We start from the raw sequence: 17,646 nt of genomic DNA on the forward strand, positions 1-17,646 counted from the left end.
TTCGCTCCGATCAGGATCAAGCAAGCCGCGCCCTATACAGGATAGCCCGTCGCGCACCAGAGGAGTCATGCCAGCAACTCCCCGACCAGCGCAGGCACCAGCACACTCGCCGGGCCGAGCCGCGTGTCCTCGAACAGATAGCTTCCCGCCGACGGTTCGAGGTTCAGCTCCAGCGTGCGCGCGCCATGATGCCGCGCCGTCTGGACGAAGCCCGCGGCCGGATAGACCGCGCCGGACGTGCCGATGGACACGAACAGGTCGGCCCGCCTGACCGCCGCGTCGATCTCGTCCATCCGATAGGGCATCTCGCCGAAGAAAACGATGTCGGGCCGCAGTTGCGGCGCCCCGCACGCCGGGCAGGACGATCCGGGCGGCAGCGCGCCGTCCCACGCCTCCGCCTCTCCGCAGGCTGCACACAGCGCCGACTTCAGTTCGCCATGCATGTGGATCAGCCGCCTCGCTCCCGCCCGCTCATGCAGGTCGTCGACATTCTGCGTGATGATCAGCAGTCCGCCCGGCCAATTCGCGTCCAGCTTCGCCAGCGCCGCATGCGCCGGGTTGGGGCTGACCTCGGCCAGCTTCGCGCGGCGCTCGTCATAGAAGCGGTGAACCAGATCGGCGTCGCGCGCCAGCGCCTGCGGCGTGCACACATCCTCGACCCGATGCCCTTCCCACAGCCCGTCCGGCCCGCGAAAGGTCGCAAGGCCGCTTTCGGCCGATATGCCCGCCCCGGTAAGGATCACGATGTTTTCGATGTCCATGCTTCCCCTGTCTAGGCGAGCGGAAGCGCCGCGCCAAGGGATGACAAAGCGGCCCGGCTCTGGCATCGGCTTGGCCCACGGCAGCACGGGGCGGGGCATATGAGCGGTATCGGCATATTGGGAGCGGCAGGACGCATGGGCCGCGCCATCGCGCAGGCGGCGCAGGAGGCGGGCGTTCCCATCGCGGGCGGCGTCGATCATGTCGCGCAGGGCGAAATCGCGCCCGGCCTTCCCATCACCGGCGATCCGGCGGCGCTGGCCGCCCGCAGCGACGTGCTGATCGACTTTTCGGCTCCCGCTGCGCTTGCGGCGCATCTCGACGCCTGTGTGACGGCGGGCAAGCCGATCCTCATCGGCACCACCGGGCTGGAGGCCAGCCATCATGCGCTGATCGACGCAGCGGCGCAGAGCATCCCGGTGCTCCAGACCGGCAATACTTCTCTCGGCGTCAACCTGCTCGCCGCGCTGGTCGAGCGCGCGGCGGCCAGCCTCGGCGACGACTGGGATATCGAGATTGTCGAGATGCACCACCGGCACAAGGTCGACGCCCCCTCCGGCACCGCCCTTCTGCTGGGAGAGGCCGCGGCGCGTGGACGCGGCATCGCCCTTGCCGGCTATAGCGAGCGCGGGCGCGATGGCATCACCGGCGCGCGCACGGCGGGGGCCATCGGCTTTGCCGCCCTGCGCGGCGGATCGGTCGCGGGCGACCATCAGGTCATCTTCGCGACGGAGGGCGAGCGGATCGAACTCGGCCACCGTGCGGAAAACCGCGCCATCTTCGCACGCGGCGCGATCAGGGGGGCGCAATGGCTGGCCGGGCAACCGGCGGGGCGCTACGACATGAAGGCCGTTCTGGGCCTCTAGGATGAACAGGGCGCAGATCTTCGATTTCTTCAGCCGCCTAGCCGAAGCCAATCCCGCGCCGCAGACGGAGCTGGAATATGGCAACGACTTTCAGTTGCTGGTGGCGGTCGTCCTGTCCGCGCAGGCCACCGATGTCGGCGTCAACAAGGCGACCCGCGCGCTGTTCCGCGAGGTCGAAACGCCGCAGCAGATGGTCGATCTGGGCGAAGAGGGGCTGAAAGCCCACATCAGGACCATCGGCCTCTTCAACGCCAAGGCGAAGAATGTGATCGCCCTGTCGCAAATGCTGGTCCGCGACTATGGCGGGCAAGTTCCGCAGGATCGCGACACGCTGACGCTGCTGCCCGGCGTGGGGCGCAAGACCGCGAACGTGGTCCTCAACACCGCCTTCGGGCAGGAAGCCTTCGCGGTCGATACGCACATCTTCCGCGTCGGCAACCGCACGGGTCTCGCACCGGGGAAAACAGTGCTCGCGGTCGAACAGAAGCTCGACAAACGCGTCCCCGCTCCCTTCCGCCGCGACGCGCATCACTGGCTGATCCTGCATGGCCGCTATGTCTGCAAGGCGCGTCGACCCGAATGCTGGCGCTGCATCGTGGCGGACCTGTGCCGCTACCGGCCAAAGACCCCAGCCCCGGCAGCGAAAGCGCCCAAAACGCCACCGGTTTGACGCACGGAACCGCCGGGGTGGCTACGTCTTACAGGCAGAAATATCAGGAGAGAAATGATGGCACGCATTTCCATGATCGCGGCGGCCGGACTGACAGCCGCACTGGCCGTTTCGCCTTCGGTCGCCGGGACGGGCAAGGACAAGGCCGATCCCTATGTCGCCGCCGGAAAGCCGGTCGACTGCATCCCGATCACCCAGATCCGCTCGACCAGTGTCCGCGACGACCGCACCATTGATTTCGAAGTGAGCAGCCGCCGCATCTACCGCAACATTCTGCCCAATAGCTGCCCCAGCCTCGGCTTCGAAAAGCGGTTCGGCTATGCCACGTCCCTGTCGCAGCTCTGCTCTGTCGACATCATCCACGTGCTGTGGAGTCAGGGCAGCGGCCTGCAACGGGGCGCAAGCTGCGGCCTCGGCCAGTTTCAGCCGATGGAGCGCCCGGCGCATTGATCCGATGATGTGAGAGTGCGGCTCCTTGCATTATTCTCTTTTTGTTCTCATACCGGCAGGATCGCCGCGAGGGGCCGACCCTTGCCCATCACCCTCGCTCACCTTAGTTGTCCTTCATGACGGTTCCTGCCCCTTCTCCCAACGATCCGCCCTATCTTCAGGGTCTGAACCCGCCGCAGCGGGAGGCGGTGCTGACGACCGAGGGGCCGGTGCTGGTGCTCGCAGGCGCGGGGACGGGCAAGACGGCGGCGCTGACCGCCCGGCTCGCCCATCTGATCGCGACCCGCCGTGCATGGCCCTCCGAAATCCTCGCCGTCACCTTCACCAACAAGGCCGCGCGGGAGATGCGCGCGCGGGTCGGCGGGATGATCGGCGACGCGGTGGAGGGGATGCCGTGGCTTGGCACCTTCCACGCCATCGCCGCCAAGATGCTGCGCCGCCACGCCGAACTGGTCGGCCTGCAATCCAATTTCACCATCCTCGATACGGACGACCAGTTGCGCCTGCTCAAGCAGCTCGTGCAGGCCGAAGGCATCGACGAGAAGCGCTGGCCCGCCCGCCAGCTTGCGGGCCTCATCGACCAGTGGAAGAACAAGGGACTGACCCCGGCGGAGGTCGGCGCGGGCGAGGCCGAAGCCTATGCCCATGGCAAGGGGCAAAAGCTCTATGCCGCGTATCAGGCCCGGCTGCGCGACGTGAATGCCTGCGACTTCGGAGACTTGCTGCTCCATGTTCTGACGATCCTGAAGACGCATCGCGACGTGCTGGAGCAATATCAGCAGAAGTTCCGCTACATCATGGTGGACGAATATCAGGACACCAACAGCAGCCAGTATCTCTGGCTGCGGCTGCTCGCGCAGAGCCGCAAAAATATCTGCTGCGTCGGCGATGACGACCAGTCCATCTATTCGTGGCGCGGCGCGGAGGTCGCCAACATCCTGCGGTTCGAGAAGGATTTTCCCGGCGCGGCGATCATCCGGCTGGAACAGAATTACCGCTCGACGCCGCACATCCTGGGCGCAGCGTCCGGCGTGATCGCGGAAAATGGCAACCGTCTCGGCAAGACGCTGTGGACCGACATCGACGTGGGCGAAAAGGTCCGCGTCGTCGGCGTCTGGGACGGCCCGGAGGAAGCACGCAGCGTCGGCGAGGAGATCGAGGCGATCGAACGCAGCGGCGCCTCGCTGGAGGAAGTCGCGATCCTCGTGCGCGCCCAGCACCAGACCCGCGAGTTCGAGGACCGCTTCATCCAGATCGGCCTGCCCTACCGCATCGTCGGCGGCTTCCGCTTCTACGAGCGCGCCGAAATCCGCGACGCGCTCGCTTATCTGCGCCTCGTCAACCAGCCCGCCGACGACCTTGCCTTCGAACGCATCGTCAACGTGCCCAAACGCGGCCTTGGCGACAAGGCGGTGGAGAAGCTCCATCGCCTCGCCCGTGCGCAGGGCGTGCCGCTGACGCTGGCGGCCGCACGCATCCTCGACACGGACGAGCTGACGCCGCAGGCCCGCCGTTCGCTCGGCGCGTTCATCGGCGACCTCGCGCGCTGGCGCGACCGGGCGGGCCAGCTCCCCCACGCGGAACTGGCACGGCAGATCCTCGACGAAAGCGGCTATACCGCCATGCTTCAGGCCGAACGTTCGACCGAAAGCGCCGGGCGGCTCGAAAACCTGACCGAACTGACCCGCGCGATGGAGGAATATGAGACGCTGGGCGCGTTCCTGGAGCATGTCAGCCTCGTCATGGATAACGAAGCGCAGGCGGACGAGCGCAAGATCACGATCATGACCATCCACGCGGCCAAGGGGCTGGAATTCGACCATGTGTTCCTCGCCGGATGGGAAGAAGGCATCTTCCCATCGCAGCGGGCGCTCGACGAAGGCGGCCTCAACAGTCTGGAGGAGGAACGCCGCCTCGCCTATGTGGCGATCACGCGGGCGCGGCGGCGCTGCACCATCTTCCATGCCGCGAACCGGCGGATCTACGGGCAATGGACCAGTTCCATTCCCTCCCGTTTCGTGGGCGAACTGCCGCCCGAGCATGTCGATCAGGAAAGCAGCATGTCGGGCGGCGCGTCGCTCTGGCGCGCCAACTGGTCGGAACGCGAAGACCCTTTCGCCAATGTCGCGCGCGGCACGGGGCGCGGTCCGGGTTGGCAGCGTGCACAATCGTCCGGCCAGTTCAGCCGCGAACCTGTCCGCATCGTCGAAGCGCGCGCATCGGCCGTGTCGCTCGGCAACAAGGGCCGCGACGACATGGCTGTGGGCCTGCGCATATTCCATCAGAAGTTCGGTTACGGCACCGTCGCGGAGATCGAAGGCAACAAGCTGGAGATAGATTTCGAAACGGCGGGACGCAAAAGGGTGATGGACAGCTTCGTAAGCATCGCCTGAGGGGCTGGACATCGCGTCCGCGTTCGGCAATGCGGTGCGCGCCGAACCACCCAAAGGCTTCCTCATGCTTCTCCGTTTCTTCAGGCCCGTTCTGGCGGGCGCGCACCTGCCCGCCCGGCTGGTCGCCTGCATCGGCGCCGCCGCCGGCATCACGATCACCACTCTCCTTTGCAGTCGCCTGCCGATGGGCGACCTGCCCGTCCTTGTTGCGCCGCTCGGCGCATCGGCGGTTCTGGTCTTCGCCGTCCCCGCCAGCCCCCTCGCCCAGCCATGGCCGATCATCGGCGGCAATGTCCTTTCCGCGCTGTTCGGCGTCGCGGTGTTTCATCTCGTCCCCAATGTCGCGGTGGCGAGCGGTGTGGCGGTGGGCGGCGCGATCCTGCTCATGTCGCTGCTGCGCTGCCTGCATCCCCCCGGCGGAGCGGCGGCGCTGACCGCCGTCATCGGCAGCCAGAGCATCCATGCGGCAGGCTACGGCTTCGCGCTGGCGCCCGTGGGCGTCAATTCGGTCACGCTGGTGCTGCTGGGCATCCTGTTCCACCGCTTCACCAATCACAGCTACCCGCATCGCCCCGCCCTCGCGGTGAAGGCGGCCAGCGCGGAACAGGCGGCGGCGGGCTTCCACGCGCAGGACATCGACCGCGCACTCGAAGACATGCAGGAGAGCTTCGACATCGCGCGGGAGGATCTGGACCTGCTGCTGTCGCGCGCCGAACTGCACGCGAAGCGGCGACTGGGCGACGGATAAGGCGGGCTTCGGTCGAAGCCGCCGTCCGATAAAATCTCTGCAATTGGTGGAGCCTAGCGGGATCGAACCGCTGACCTCCTGCATGCCATGCAGGCGCTCTCCCAGCTGAGCTAAGGCCCCATCGGCGCGGACGGTGCCGCGGCTATGGCTGAATGCCGGTGCGGTCATAAAGGCCGTGTGCGGCTTCTCGACACCCCCTCACTATCGTTCGGGGAGTTTTGCCGGCGAATGTCCCCCGGACATTCGCTCACCGGCAAAACTGGTGGAGCCTAGCGGGATCGAACCGCTGACCTCCTGCATGCCATGCAGGCGCTCTCCCAGCTGAGCTAAGGCCCCGACACCAGATAGAGAAGCGCCGTTTGGGTCCGGCGCTTCGAGGTCGCTGCCTCTAGGATCAGGCGATCCTGTTGGCAAGCGGAAATTGCATCAATTATCGTCGTCGTCGCCGTCGCCGCCCGCGTCGACGCCCAGGTCGTCGTCGCCGCCCAGATCGACGTCATTGTCGGGGGAATCGCCATCGTCATCGACGTCGATGTCGAGGTCCAGATCGTCGTCAGCCGTCTCCAGCTCGCCATCGGCGGTTTCGATGACCTTCTTGGGCGCGGCTTCCTCATAGGGAAGCGGCTGCTTGGACTTCAGAACCGGCTCGGGCATCCACGCCGTGTTGCAGTTGATGCAGGTTACCGGATCATCCTTGCCCAGATCGTAAAAGCGCGTCGCGCATTTCGGGCAGGTCCGTTTCGTGCCCCATTCAGCCTTCACCATGTCCGGCCTATTCCTTTTCCGATACCAAAAACGTAAAATCACGCGGCCCAACACGGGGTTGGCCACGAAACGTCGCGCGCCTTGCCATAGCGGGACCGCGCTGTCAAAAGCCGCTCGCATTTTTTCGGTTCCAGCGCATCGGACAATCCGTGACCTCATCAGACGATCAGCCCTCTCCCCACAGCTTCACTGCCGCTCCGCCGCTCGCGGGCAGCGTCACCGTGCCGGGGGACAAGAGCATATCGCACCGCTCGCTGATGCTTTCGGCGCTCGCGGTCGGGGAAAGTCGCGTCGAGGGATTGCTGGAGGGCGAGGACGTGCTCGCCACCGCCGCCGCGATGCGGGCCATAGGCGCGCAGATCGGGCGCGACGCGCAGGGCGTGTGGCACATTCACGGCGTGGGGGTCGGCGGCCTGCTCCAGCCGCAGACCGCGCTCGACATGGGCAATAGCGGCACCTCGACGCGCCTGCTCATGGGGCTGCTCGCCAGTCATGATCTGACCGCGACCTTCATCGGCGACGCATCGCTCAGCAAGCGCCCCATGGCGCGCGTGACCGAGCCGCTGGGCCGTATGGGCGCGAGTTTCACGTCCAGTCCCGGCGACCGCCTACCGCTGACGATGCGGGGCGCCTGCCCCGCCGTCCCGCTCGACTATCGCCTTCCCGTCGCTTCGGCGCAGGTCAAGTCGGCGATTCTTCTTGCGGGCCTCAACACGCCGGGCATCACCCGCGTGGTCGAGCCGATCCCCACCCGCGACCATAGCGAACGGATGCTGAAGGGCTTCGGCGCGGACCTCAGCGTGGAAACGGAAGAGGATGGCACGCGCGTCATCACGCTCGTCGGCGAAGCGGAACTGACGCCGCAGAATATCGTCGTGCCCGGCGACCCCTCCTCCGCCGCCTTCCCGATGGTCGCGGCGCTGCTGGTACCGGGATCGCGGGTAACGATCGCGAATGTCGGCCTGAATGCCACACGCGCGGGCCTCATCGACCTGCTGCGCGAGATGGGCGGCGCGATCGAGATCGTGAACGCCCGCGAGGTGGGCGGAGAGCCGGTCGGCGACCTGATCGTCACCGCCTCCACGCTGCACGGCATCGAACCCGATCCCGCCCGCGCGCCCAGCATGATCGACGAATATCCCGTCGCCTTCATCGCCGCCGCCTGCGCGCAGGGCCGCAGCGTCTTTCGCGGTCTCGAAGAACTGCGCGTCAAGGAATCGGATCGCATCGCGACCATGGCGCAGGGTCTGCGCGCCATCGGCGTCACGGTCGAGGAACTGGAAGACGGCATCGTGATCGAAGGCAGCGGCGGCGCGCCGCTCCCCGGCGGCGGCCCCATCGCGACGAAGCTCGATCACCGGATCGCCATGAGCTTCGCGGTGGCCGGTCTCGTGTCGCGCGATGGCGTCACCATCGACGACATGCGTCCGGTCGCGACCAGCTTCCCGACCTTCCTGCCGCTGCTCCGCCAACTGGGGGCGGTCGAATGACCTTCGACTGGGCCAACATCGTCGGCTTGGCCGGCAGCGGCCTCATGGTCGTCGCCTATGCCTATAGCAACATGGCGAAGACGCTGAACTTCTTCATCTTCAATCTGCTGAACCTCGTCGGCTCGCTGCTGCTGATCTGGTCGCTGACCGTGCATTTCAATCTGGCGTCGATGGCGCTGGAGATTGTCTGGGCGGCCATCGCGCTGCTCGGGCTTGGCAACGCCGTGCGGAGGAAGCGCCCATGATTATCGCCGTGGACGGCCCCGCCGCATCGGGCAAGGGCACCATCGCCAAGGCGCTGGGCCGCCATTATGGCCTGCCGGTGCTGGACACTGGCCTGCTCTACCGCGCGGTCGGGCTGGCGGTGCTCAAGGCCGGGCATGACCCCGACATCGAGGCGGACGCGCTCGCCGCCTGCGGCTTCGACGACGCGATCCTCGCCGACCCGGCGCTGCGCACCGAAGCGGTGGGCAGCCTCGCCAGCCGTGTGTCGGTGCACCAGAGCGTGCGCGACGCCCTCATCCAGCGGCAGCGCGATTTCGCGACGCAGCCGGGCGGCGCGATCCTCGACGGGCGCGACATCGGCACCGTGATCGCGCCGGACGCCGACGCCAAGATCTTCGTGACGGCGAGCGTCCGGGTGCGGGCCGAGCGCCGCTATCAGGACGCCCTCTCCCATGGCGGGCACCCGGACATGGACAGCCTCATCGCCGACATCCAGGCGCGCGACACCCGCGACATGAGCCGCGACCATGCTCCGCTTAAACAGGCCGACGGCGCGGACTTGCTAGATACCAGCGATTTGACTATAGACGCCGCCGTCCAGCGGGCGATCGCGCTTGTGGACGCCCAGCTTGAAGGTCGCGCGTAACGCCCGGCCCGATAAGGCGCGCGGAGCTTCCGGGCGCCCTTTTCGCTTTTTCACGGCTTGCGCGTTCCTTCGTCCAACCCTCTGGATACGTTGGCGATATTCGGTCGTGAACGTAGTTTGGCCTAAAGACCACCGGAGACAACCGGTAGGCCAGCAATGACGTATGAAGGACATTCCTAATGGCCTCTGTGGCATTCCCCACGCGCGACGATTTCGCCGCGCTTCTCAATGATTCCCTCGGTGGCGAGGATGGCGGCTTCGAAGGCCGCGTCGTCAAGGGCACCGTAACCGCCATCGAAAACGACCTCGCCGTCATCGACGTGGGCCTCAAGTCCGAAGGCCGCGTGCCGCTGCGCGAATTCGCCGCGCCGGGCCAGAAGGCCGATCTCAAGGTCGGTGACGAAGTTGAAGTCTATGTCGACCGCGTCGAAAACGCCCATGGCGAAGCGATGCTGTCGCGCGACCGCGCCCGCCGCGAAGCCGCATGGGACAAGCTGGAAAGCGAATTTACCGAAAACGCCCGCGTCGAAGGCGTGATCTTCGGTCGCGTCAAGGGCGGCTTCACCGTCGATCTCGACGGCGCGGTGGCCTTCCTTCCCGGTTCGCAGGTCGACATCCGCCCCGTGCGCGACGTCACCCCGCTGATGGACATTCCCCAGCCCTTCCAGATCCTCAAGATGGATCGCCGCCGCGGCAACATCGTCGTGTCGCGCCGCGCCATTCTGGAAGAAACCCGCGCCGAACAGCGCTCGGGCCTCATCCAGACGCTGGCCGAAGGCCAGATCATCGAGGGCGTGGTCAAGAACATCACCGATTACGGCGCGTTCGTTGACCTTGGCGGCATCGACGGTCTGCTGCACGTCACCGATCTCAGCTACAAGCGGATCAACCACCCCAACGAGATGATCAACATCGGCGATACCGTCCGCGTCCAGATCATCCGCATCAACCGCGACACGCAGCGCATCAGCCTCGGCATGAAGCAGCTTGAAAGCGATCCGTGGGAAGGCGCCGCCGCCAAATATCCGGTCGGCGCGAAGCTGTCGGGCCGCGTCACGAACATCACCGAATATGGTGCGTTCGTCGAGCTGGAAGCGGGCATCGAAGGCCTTGTCCACGTTTCGGAAATGTCCTGGACCAAGAAGAACGTCCACCCCGGCAAGATCGTTTCGACCAGCCAGGAAGTCGACGTCATCGTCCTGGAAGTCGATCCCGAAAAGCGCCGCATCAGCCTGGGCCTCAAGCAGGCGATCTCCAACCCCTGGGACAGCTTTGCCGAGCGTCACCCGGTCGGTTCGACCGTCGAGGGCGAAGTCAAGAACGCGACCGAATTCGGCCTGTTCATCGGCCTCGATGGCGACGTCGACGGCATGGTCCACATGTCGGACATCGCCTGGGGCATCTCGGGCGAGGACGCGCTGGCGCTGCACCGCAAGGGCGAGACGGTTCAGGCCGTCGTTCTCGACATCGACGTCGAGAAGGAGCGCATCAGCCTCGGCATGAAGCAGCTTGAGCGTGGCGGTCCGGCAGCGGGCGGCACTTCGGCTGCGTCGGCTGGCCTCAACAAGAACGCGATCGTCACCGTGACCGTGCTTGAAGTCCGCGACGGCGGTCTGGAAGTCCAGGCCGGCGACGATGGCGCCACCGGCTTCATCAAGCGCAGCGACCTTGGCCGCGACCGTGACGAGCAGCGTTCCGAACGCTTCCAGATCGGCCAGAAGTTCGACGCCATGGTGACCGGTTTCGACCGCGCCAAGAAGCCGACCTTCTCGATCAAGGCGATGCAGATTGCCGAGGAAAAGCAGGCGGTTGCCCAATATGGCTCGTCCGACAGCGGCGCGTCGCTGGGCGACATTCTGGGCGAAGCGCTCAAGGCGAAGAGCGAGGGCTGATCGCCTCCTCCGGAAGGAACAGGAAACCCGTCGGACATTGTCCGGCGGGTTTTTTGCTGAACGCAACCTGTTCTCATTCCCAGTATGAAACGACCGGCTTGTTGGCTCATTGTCAAGCAAGCATCGAAGCTATATTGATCTAGGCGGGACGCAGCAGAGGGGCTGGGGAACACATGATCCGTTCGGAATTGATTCAAAAGCTGGCCCATGACAATCCGGGCCTGCATATTCAGGAAGTAGAGAAGATCGTTGATCTTTTCTTCAAAGAGATTGTCGACAGACTGTCATCGGGCGGTCGCGTGGAACTGAGGGGCTTTGGCGCCTTCACCACACGCGCCCGCGATGCGCGAACCGGGCGCAATCCGCGCACCGGCGAGCAGGTGCCGGTGTCAGCCAAACGCGTGCCCTATTTCAAACCGGGCAAGGAAATGCGCGAGCGGCTGAACGTCAAAACCGACGCCTGATCCGCCATCTGTCGCTTGACCTGTCGACCGCCACCCGTCAGGTGTGGCGGGCCTTCAGGCACGCGCGTGGGCGGACGTGGCGAAATCGGTAGACGCAGCGGACTTAAAATCCGCCTCCCCCTGGGAATGCGGGTTCAAGTCCCGCCGTCCGCACCATGGCGTGTGACAAGGGCAATTTCCGATTTTGCCCGAATGGGGCTGGCAATTCCATTGCCCAGCCGCAATGATGGCGCATGGCCGGCGAAATCAATACCCAGAGCTTCAGCGACTCCCTCGTCATCCTTGGCGCAGCGGGGCTGGTGATACCGGGGTTCGCGCGTTTCCGGATCAGCCCGGTGATCGGTTTCATCCTCGTGGGCCTTGCGGTAGGCCCGGCGGGGCTGGGCGCGCTCGTCGGGCAATATCCCTGGCTCTATCATGTCACCATCTCCAACCGCGAGGCGATAGAACCGTTCGCGGAGCTGGGCGTCATCCTGCTGCTCTTTTCCATCGGGCTGGAACTGAGCTTCCGCCGCCTCTGGTCCATGCGCGCGCAGGTGTTCGGCGTGGGCGCGGCGGAACTCATCGGCAGCGCGCTGCTGATCGCGCTGGGCCTCTATCTGCTGGGTCAGCCGACCGCAGGGGCCATCGGCCTCGGCCTCGCGCTCGCTCTCTCCTCGACCGCGGTGGTGTTGCCCATGGTCGGGACGCAGAGCGCGGTGGGCCGCTCCGCCTTTTCCATGCTGCTGTTCGAGGATCTGGCGCTCGTTCCGATCATCTTCATGCTCGGCGCGCTCGCCCCGTCCGTCGCCGCCAGCCCGGACGGACCGTGGAGCGCATTGGCCGACACGCTGATGAAGGGCGGGATCACCATTGCGGTCATGCTGGTGCTGGGCCGCTTCACGCTGCCCCACATTTTCAGCCAGGCCGCGCGGACCAAAAGCCCCGAAGTGTTCCTGGCGGCCAGCCTGCTGGTCGTTATCGTCTCCAGCCTCGCCACCTCCATCGCGGGCCTCTCTCCGATCGTCGGCGCGCTGCTGGCGGGCATCCTGATCGCCGAAACGGACTATCATGGCGAGGTCGAGGTGATGACCGCACCGTTCAAGGGACTGGCGCTCGGCGTCTTCCTCATCACGGTGGGCATGAGCCTCGACATCCGCGTCATCCTCGCCAACTGGCCCAGCCTGCTGCTGGCGGTGGTCGGCGTCGTGCTGGCCAAGACGCTGGTGACGACCGCGCTCCTCTACCTGTCCGGCGCGCGCAAGGGCGTCGCGGCGGAAGTCGGCCTGCTGATGTCCAGCCCTTCGGAAACCACGCTGATCGTGCTGTCTGCGGCGGCGGCGGCGCAGCTCATCCTGCCCTCGACCGCCGCCTTCTGGCAGATCGTCACCGCCATCGGCCTCACCATCACGCCGCTCCTCGCCCGCATCGGCCATGACGCCGCGCGCCGGATCGAAATGGCGCTGGGCGAGGACAGGGTCGAAAAGGAGGAGGATCAAACCGAAGCGGCGGCTGTCGTCATCGGCTTCGGGCGCGTGGGCCAGATGGTGTGCGACCTGCTCAAGACCCATGGCCAGCGCTTCACCGTGGTCGAATCCGATCCCGATGTCGTCGCCGACGCGCGGCGGATGGGCTATCCGATCCTGTTCGGCGACGTGGCGCGGACGGAGATGCTGGACAGGCTGCGCCTCGGCCACGCCCGCGCGCTCATCCTGACGATGGACGATCCGGTGCTGTCGGTGCGCGTGACCAAGCGGGTGCGCGGCTGGGTGCCCGACCTGCCGATCATCGCCCGCGCCCGCGATACCGATCATGCCGCCCAACTCTACAAGGCGGGCGCCAGCGACGCGGTCCCCGAAACGCTCGAAAGCTCGCTGCAACTGGCGGAAACCGCGCTGGTCGACCTTGGCGTCGCGATGGGGCCGGTGATCGCGTCGATCCACCAGATGCGCGAGGATCTGCGCGTCGGGATCAAGGATGCGGCCCAGATGGAGGCCACGCCCAAGCTTCGGCGGCTGCGCCCGGACGAGGTCGGCTAGTCGCCCTCCTCGGGCGGGCTGAAGATCGACCATCCGGTGCGGCGCGCCAGTATCTCCAGCGCTTGCCCGCCCAGCCTGCTGTTGCCCGCCTCGGTCAGCCCCGGCGACCACACCGCGATGGACGCCCGACCCGGCACAATGGCAAGAATGCCGCCGCCCACGCCCGACTTCCCCGGAATGCCGACGCGGAACGCAAAGTCCCCCGACGCGTCATAATGGCCGCATGTCAGCATCAGCGCGTTGATCCGCCGCGCCCGTCCCGGCGACACCACCCGCCCGCCATCGGGGTGCCGCCCGTCGAGCATCAGATACCGCCCCGCCAGCGCCAGTTGGCGGCAGCTCATCTCGATGGCGCACTGGTGGACGTAGAGGCCCAGCACCAGTTCGGGCGAATGGCGGACATTGCCGAACGCGCGCATATAGTTGGCGAGCGCGATATTGCGGTATCCCGTCGCTCCCTCCGACGCGGCGACCGCTTCGTCGATGGCGATGCTGTCGTCGCCCGTCAGATAGTGGACGAAGCGCAAGATCTCGCCAATGGCGACGCGCGGCTGGTGGCCGCCCAGATTGACGTCCGACACCACGATGGCCCCGGCGTTGATGAAGGGATTGCGCGGGATGCCATGTTCCTGCTCCAGTTGGACGATGGAGTTGAAGGCATTGCCCGAAGGCTCCCGCCCGACCCGCTCCCAAAGCTGGTCGCCCACCTTCCCGAGCGCCAGCGTCAGCGCGAACACCTTGGAAATGGACTGGATCGAAAAGCCGGTATCCGCGTCCCCCGCCGCGAACATCCGCCCGTCCGCCGTTGCGATGGCGATGCCGAACTGCGCCGGATCGACGCCTGCGAGTTCGGGGATATAGCGCGCAACCTGCCCACGATCCTCCGCGCCCGCCATGGCCGCCGCGATTTCGGCGGTCAGTTCGGCAAGATCCACCGGCAATATCCCGCCCTCCCATCGTTACGGACGGGGCAATGCTATCGTAAAGCGATGCGCGAAAGAAGGCATGTCGCCCCTTAGGGCGCGGTGATTTCCACCCGGAAACCGCCATCGCCTTCCGCCACGAAGGGGTTGGCGCCGCTCAGCGAAAAGCCCTGTTCAATAGATATGCCGCGCGTTCCGCCATTGCAGCCACCCAGGTCCACGGGACGGGTGTAGCGCGCCGTAAGCCGGTAGGGCGCAGCGGCACCGCTATAGGGTTGCCCGCTAATCATAACCTCGATCTGCCGCATCGCCGCCATGCGCGCGCCCTGCTCGCATGGCTCCGCGCCGGAAACCGGCTCGTTGAGCGAGATGCGGGCCGTGGACGCGCCAATCGAGAGCGGCCCTGACCACAAGGTCTCGCGGCCCAGCAGCACCCGAACCGTCACGCGCGTCACGGGCATGGCGGCCCGGCCCACGGGCACGGGATTGAACACCGGCGGCGGCGCCGCCCTCGGCACGGCTATCGTCTGCATCGGCGGCGCAGGCGTCACGGTGTTCGCGTGGGCAGCAGCGCCCCCGATCATCAGCGATATGGCGATCATCATTTTCATAAAAGGCTTTCTCCTGACAGAAAAACCTTGTGAATGCCAAAGCTTACCGACCGGTTACGCCACCGACACACCCGCCAGCGCCGCCTTTACCGCATCGATGGCCGCCTGTGCGCTGTCGCCGTCCGGGCCGCCGCCCTGCGCCATGTCGGGACGGCCGCCGCCGCCCTTGCCGCCCAGCGCTTCTACGCCCGCGCGGACCAGATCGACCGCGCTCACCTGATCCTTGAGATCATCGGTGACTCCGACCGCGATGCTGGCGCGGCCTTCCACTACCGCCAGCACGGCCGACACGCCGCTGCCGAGCGACGCCTTGTTCTGATCGACGATGCCGCGCAGCTCCTTGGGGTCCAGCCCCTCGATCACCTGCCCGATAAAGTCGATCCCGCCGACCTTCTCCGGTCCCGCAGCCTTGGCCGCCCCGCCGCCGCCCAGCGCCAGCGCCTTCTTGGCGTCGGCCAGTTCGCGTTCCAGCCTGCGGCTCTGCTCGACCAGCGCCGCGATGCGCCCGGGCACCTCCTCCGGCGTCGTCTTGAGCGCCGCCGCCGTCTGGCGCAGCTTGTCGTCGCGCTCGGTCAGCCACAGCCGCGCGGCCTCTCCGGTCAGCGCCTCGATCCGGCGCACGCCCGACGACACCGCGCTTTCCGACACGATCTTGAACAGCGCGATGTCGCCCGTCGCATTGACGTGCGTGCCGCCGCACAGCTCGACCGAATAATGCAATTCCTCGCCCAGCGGGCCGCCCCGGCCCATGGACAGCACGCGCACCTCGTCGCCATATTTCTCGCCGAACAGCGCCATCGCGCCTGCCGCAATGGCGTCGTCGGGCGTCATCAGCCGCGTCGTCACCGCCTCATTATAGCGCACCTGCCCGTTCACATCGGCTTCCACCGCCGCGATCTGCGCCGGGGTCAGCGCTTCGGGATGCGAGAAGTCGAAGCGCAGCCGGTCAGCCGCGACAAGGCTGCCCTTCTGCGTCACATGCGCGCCCAGTTCCTTGCGGAGCGCGGCGTGCAGCAGGTGCGTGGCGCTATGGTTGGCGCGGATGCGGTCGCGGCGGTCCACGTCGATGGCGAGGTTGACCGTATCGCCGACCTTGACGCTGCCCGCGTCCACCTTCGCCCTGTGGGCATGGAGGCGGCCCAGCGGCTTGGCGGTATCCTCGACCCTGGCGGCAAAGCCCGCCTGCGTCGTGATCGTGCCCGCATCACCCATCTGCCCGCCGCTTTCGCCATAGAAAGGCGTCTGGTTGGTGATGATGACCACCTCGTCGCCCGCCGCAGCACTCTCGACCCGGGCGCCGTCCTTCACGATGGCGAGAACCTCGCCCTCGCCCTTGGTCGATGCGTAACCGATGAACTCGGTGTTGCCGACATCTTCGGCAATGTCGAACCAGATTTCGTCCGACGCCTTTTCGCCCGATCCCTTCCACGCGGCGCGGGCGGCGGCCTTCTGCTCCGCCATGGCGCTGTCGAACCCGGTGCGGTCCACGGTCAGCCCGCGCGAACGCAGCGCGTCCTCGGTCAGGTCATAGGGGAAACCGAAAGTATCGTAGAGCTTGAACGCCGTCTCGCCCGGCAGCGTTCCGCCCTCGCCCAGATCGCCGGTCGCCTCGTCCAGCAGGCGAAGGCCGTTCTCCAGCGTTTTGCGGAACCGCGTCTCCTCGCGCAGCAGCGTTTCCTCGATCAGCGGCTGCGCGCGCATCAGTTCGGGATAGGCGCCGCCCATTTCCGACACCAGGCTGGAGACGAGCCGATACATCAGCGGCTCCTTCGCGCCGATGATGTGCGCATGGCGCATGGCGCGCCGCATGATCCGGCGCAGCACATAGCCGCGCCCTTCGTTGGCGGGCAGCACGCCGTCCGCGATCAGGAAGCTGGTGGAACGCAGGTGATCCGCGATCACGCGATGGCTCGCCTTATGCTCGCCATCGGTCGCGGTCTTCGACAGCGCGCCGCTTTCGGCGATCAGCGCCCTGAACGTGTCCGTGTCATAATTGTCGTGAACGCCCTGAAGCACGGCGGCGATCCGCTCCAGCCCCATGCCGGTGTCGATGCTCGGCTTGGGCAGTTCGCTGACGATCTCGTTCGCTTCCTGCTCATATTGCATGAAGACGAGGTTCCAGATCTCGACGAAACGGTCGCCATCCTCCTCCGGCGATCCCGGAGGGCCACCCCAGATATGGTCGCCATGGTCGTAGAAGATTTCCGAACAGGGACCGCACGGCCCGCTGTCGCCCATCGCCCAGAAATTATCCTTGGTCGGGATGCGGATGATGCGATGTTCCGGCAGGCCCGCGATCTTCTTCCACAGGTCGAACGCCTCGTCGTCCGTGTGATAGACGGTCGCGGTGAGCTTCTCCGCCGGAATGCCCCATTCCTTCGTCAGCAGCGTCCACGCATGGGTGATCGCCTGCTCCTTGAAATAGTCGCCGAAGCTGAAATTCCCCAGCATTTCGAAGAAAGTATGGTGCCGCGCGGTGTAGCCGACATTGTCGAGGTCGTTATGCTTGCCGCCCGCCCGCACCGACTTCTGGCTGGACGTCGCCGTCCTGTAGGGGCGGGTCTCCAGGCCCGTGAACACATTCTTGAACGGCACCATTCCCGCATTGACGAACATCAGCGTCGGGTCGTTGTGCGGCACCAGCGGAGCGGAAGGCACGATGGTGTGGCCATTGGCCCCGAAATAGTCGAGGAAGGAGCGGCGAATATCGTTGGTCGAGGTCATGG

General features: G+C 66.2%; 16 protein-coding genes and 3 tRNA genes. 12 read left to right on the plus strand and 7 right to left on the minus strand.

Features of this window, described 5'->3' with window-relative positions; translation table 11 throughout:
* Positions 1 to 65: 65 nt before the first annotated feature.
* On the minus strand, positions 66 to 761 hold the full coding sequence (locus SAMIE_RS07620; RefSeq protein WP_066697109.1) for an NAD-dependent deacylase: 696 nt from the start codon (positions 759 to 761) through the stop codon (positions 66 to 68).
* Positions 762 to 860: 99 nt separating this feature from the next.
* Here SAMIE_RS07620 and dapB point away from each other — a divergent pair, with 99 nt between their 5' ends.
* The 5 genes from dapB to SAMIE_RS07645 all read left to right on the plus strand — a co-directional run bounded on the left by dapB (position 861) and on the right by SAMIE_RS07645 (position 5,886).
* On the plus strand, positions 861 to 1,625 hold the full coding sequence (gene dapB / locus SAMIE_RS07625) for a 4-hydroxy-tetrahydrodipicolinate reductase (RefSeq protein ID WP_066697111.1): 765 nt from the start codon (positions 861 to 863) through the stop codon (positions 1,623 to 1,625).
* A 1-nt stretch (position 1,626) separates the two neighbouring features.
* Positions 1,627 to 2,295: an endonuclease III gene (gene nth / locus SAMIE_RS07630; protein WP_066697114.1), complete on the plus strand. Its 669-nt coding sequence runs from the start codon at positions 1,627 to 1,629 to the stop codon at positions 2,293 to 2,295.
* Between the two features lie 54 nt (positions 2,296 to 2,349).
* Complete coding sequence (locus SAMIE_RS07635) at positions 2,350 to 2,745, plus strand: hypothetical protein (RefSeq protein WP_066697116.1); 396 nt, start codon at positions 2,350 to 2,352, stop codon at positions 2,743 to 2,745.
* Positions 2,746 to 2,861: 116 nt separating this feature from the next.
* Entirely contained in the window at positions 2,862 to 5,138 is a 2,277-nt protein-coding gene (locus tag SAMIE_RS07640) for an ATP-dependent helicase (protein WP_066697660.1), read from the plus strand.
* 64 nt (positions 5,139 to 5,202) lie between these two features.
* Positions 5,203 to 5,886 carry an HPP family protein gene (locus SAMIE_RS07645; RefSeq protein WP_066697118.1) on the plus strand — a complete coding sequence of 228 codons (684 nt, stop codon included), beginning with the start codon at positions 5,203 to 5,205 and terminating at the stop codon, positions 5,884 to 5,886.
* Between the two features lie 44 nt (positions 5,887 to 5,930).
* Here the strand turns inward: SAMIE_RS07645 and SAMIE_RS07650 are convergent.
* The 3 genes from SAMIE_RS07650 to SAMIE_RS07660 form a co-directional block, all read right to left on the minus strand.
* Positions 5,931 to 6,006, minus strand: a tRNA-Ala gene (locus SAMIE_RS07650).
* Between the two features lie 140 nt (positions 6,007 to 6,146).
* Positions 6,147 to 6,222 (minus strand) — tRNA-Ala (locus SAMIE_RS07655).
* A 90-nt stretch (positions 6,223 to 6,312) separates the two neighbouring features.
* On the minus strand, positions 6,313 to 6,651 hold the full coding sequence (locus SAMIE_RS07660; RefSeq protein ID WP_066697120.1) for a TIGR02300 family protein: 339 nt from the start codon (positions 6,649 to 6,651) through the stop codon (positions 6,313 to 6,315).
* A gap of 149 nt (positions 6,652 to 6,800) precedes the next feature.
* Here SAMIE_RS07660 and aroA point away from each other — a divergent pair, with 149 nt between their 5' ends.
* From aroA to SAMIE_RS07695, 7 genes are all read left to right on the plus strand, one after another.
* Entirely contained in the window at positions 6,801 to 8,141 is a 1,341-nt protein-coding gene (aroA, locus tag SAMIE_RS07665; protein WP_066697122.1) for a 3-phosphoshikimate 1-carboxyvinyltransferase, read from the plus strand.
* Complete coding sequence (locus SAMIE_RS07670) at positions 8,138 to 8,386, plus strand: CBU_0592 family membrane protein (RefSeq protein WP_066697124.1); 249 nt, start codon at positions 8,138 to 8,140, stop codon at positions 8,384 to 8,386. The genes aroA and SAMIE_RS07670 overlap by 4 nt, the downstream gene beginning before the upstream one ends.
* A complete protein-coding gene (gene cmk, locus SAMIE_RS07675) occupies positions 8,383 to 9,012 on the plus strand; it encodes a (d)CMP kinase (protein WP_066697128.1) in 630 nt (209 codons plus the stop codon). The genes SAMIE_RS07670 and cmk overlap by 4 nt, the downstream gene beginning before the upstream one ends.
* Before the next feature lie 179 nt (positions 9,013 to 9,191).
* The gene (gene rpsA / locus SAMIE_RS07680) at positions 9,192 to 10,904 is read left to right on the plus strand and encodes a 30S ribosomal protein S1 (protein ID WP_066697131.1); all 1,713 of its coding nucleotides are present in this window, start codon (positions 9,192 to 9,194) and stop codon (positions 10,902 to 10,904) included.
* Between the two features lie 173 nt (positions 10,905 to 11,077).
* Positions 11,078 to 11,368, plus strand: a complete 291-nt coding sequence (locus SAMIE_RS07685) for an integration host factor subunit beta (RefSeq protein WP_066697134.1) — start codon at positions 11,078 to 11,080, stop codon at positions 11,366 to 11,368.
* Positions 11,369 to 11,438: 70 nt separating this feature from the next.
* Positions 11,439 to 11,524, plus strand: a tRNA-Leu gene (locus SAMIE_RS07690).
* Positions 11,525 to 11,601: 77 nt separating this feature from the next.
* Entirely contained in the window at positions 11,602 to 13,386 is a 1,785-nt protein-coding gene (locus SAMIE_RS07695; protein ID WP_066697140.1) for a cation:proton antiporter domain-containing protein, read from the plus strand.
* Here the strand turns inward: SAMIE_RS07695 and SAMIE_RS07700 are convergent.
* The 3 genes from SAMIE_RS07700 to alaS all read right to left on the minus strand — a co-directional run bounded on the left by SAMIE_RS07700 (position 13,383) and on the right by alaS (position 17,644).
* Positions 13,383 to 14,321 carry a glutaminase gene (locus SAMIE_RS07700; RefSeq protein WP_066697142.1) on the minus strand — a complete coding sequence of 313 codons (939 nt, stop codon included), beginning with the start codon at positions 14,319 to 14,321 and terminating at the stop codon, positions 13,383 to 13,385. The genes SAMIE_RS07695 and SAMIE_RS07700 overlap by 4 nt on opposite strands.
* 80 nt (positions 14,322 to 14,401) lie before the next feature.
* Entirely contained in the window at positions 14,402 to 14,920 is a 519-nt protein-coding gene (locus SAMIE_RS07705; RefSeq protein ID WP_066697143.1) for a hypothetical protein, read from the minus strand.
* A gap of 54 nt (positions 14,921 to 14,974) precedes the next feature.
* Positions 14,975 to 17,644, minus strand: a complete 2,670-nt coding sequence (gene alaS / locus SAMIE_RS07710) for an alanine--tRNA ligase (protein ID WP_066697145.1) — start codon at positions 17,642 to 17,644, stop codon at positions 14,975 to 14,977.
* Positions 17,645 to 17,646 lie beyond the last annotated feature (2 nt).

It is taken from the genome of Sphingobium amiense (assembly GCF_003967075.1).
Lineage (GTDB): Bacteria > Pseudomonadota > Alphaproteobacteria > Sphingomonadales > Sphingomonadaceae > Sphingobium > Sphingobium amiense.

What these genes read in the sequence shown, in the direction of transcription:
- SAMIE_RS07620 (WP_066697109.1), bottom strand. Translation starts at nt 761, where the DNA reads ATGGACATCGAAAACATCGTGATCCTTACCGGGGCGGGCATATCGGCC.
- dapB (WP_066697111.1), top strand. Translation starts at nt 861, where the DNA reads ATGAGCGGTATCGGCATATTGGGAGCGGCAGGACGCATGGGCCGCGCC.
- nth (WP_066697114.1), top strand. Translation starts at nt 1,627, where the DNA reads ATGAACAGGGCGCAGATCTTCGATTTCTTCAGCCGCCTAGCCGAAGCC.
- SAMIE_RS07635 (WP_066697116.1), top strand. Translation starts at nt 2,350, where the DNA reads ATGATGGCACGCATTTCCATGATCGCGGCGGCCGGACTGACAGCCGCA.
- SAMIE_RS07640 (WP_066697660.1), top strand. Translation starts at nt 2,862, where the DNA reads ATGACGGTTCCTGCCCCTTCTCCCAACGATCCGCCCTATCTTCAGGGT.
- SAMIE_RS07645 (WP_066697118.1), top strand. Translation starts at nt 5,203, where the DNA reads ATGCTTCTCCGTTTCTTCAGGCCCGTTCTGGCGGGCGCGCACCTGCCC.
- SAMIE_RS07660 (WP_066697120.1), bottom strand. Translation starts at nt 6,651, where the DNA reads ATGGTGAAGGCTGAATGGGGCACGAAACGGACCTGCCCGAAATGCGCG.
- SAMIE_RS07670 (WP_066697124.1), top strand. Translation starts at nt 8,138, where the DNA reads ATGACCTTCGACTGGGCCAACATCGTCGGCTTGGCCGGCAGCGGCCTC.
- cmk (WP_066697128.1), top strand. Translation starts at nt 8,383, where the DNA reads ATGATTATCGCCGTGGACGGCCCCGCCGCATCGGGCAAGGGCACCATC.
- rpsA (WP_066697131.1), top strand. Translation starts at nt 9,192, where the DNA reads ATGGCCTCTGTGGCATTCCCCACGCGCGACGATTTCGCCGCGCTTCTC.
- SAMIE_RS07685 (WP_066697134.1), top strand. Translation starts at nt 11,078, where the DNA reads ATGATCCGTTCGGAATTGATTCAAAAGCTGGCCCATGACAATCCGGGC.
- SAMIE_RS07695 (WP_066697140.1), top strand. Translation starts at nt 11,602, where the DNA reads ATGGCCGGCGAAATCAATACCCAGAGCTTCAGCGACTCCCTCGTCATC.
- SAMIE_RS07705 (WP_066697143.1), bottom strand. Translation starts at nt 14,920, where the DNA reads ATGAAAATGATGATCGCCATATCGCTGATGATCGGGGGCGCTGCTGCC.
- alaS (WP_066697145.1), bottom strand. Translation starts at nt 17,644, where the DNA reads ATGACCTCGACCAACGATATTCGCCGCTCCTTCCTCGACTATTTCGGG.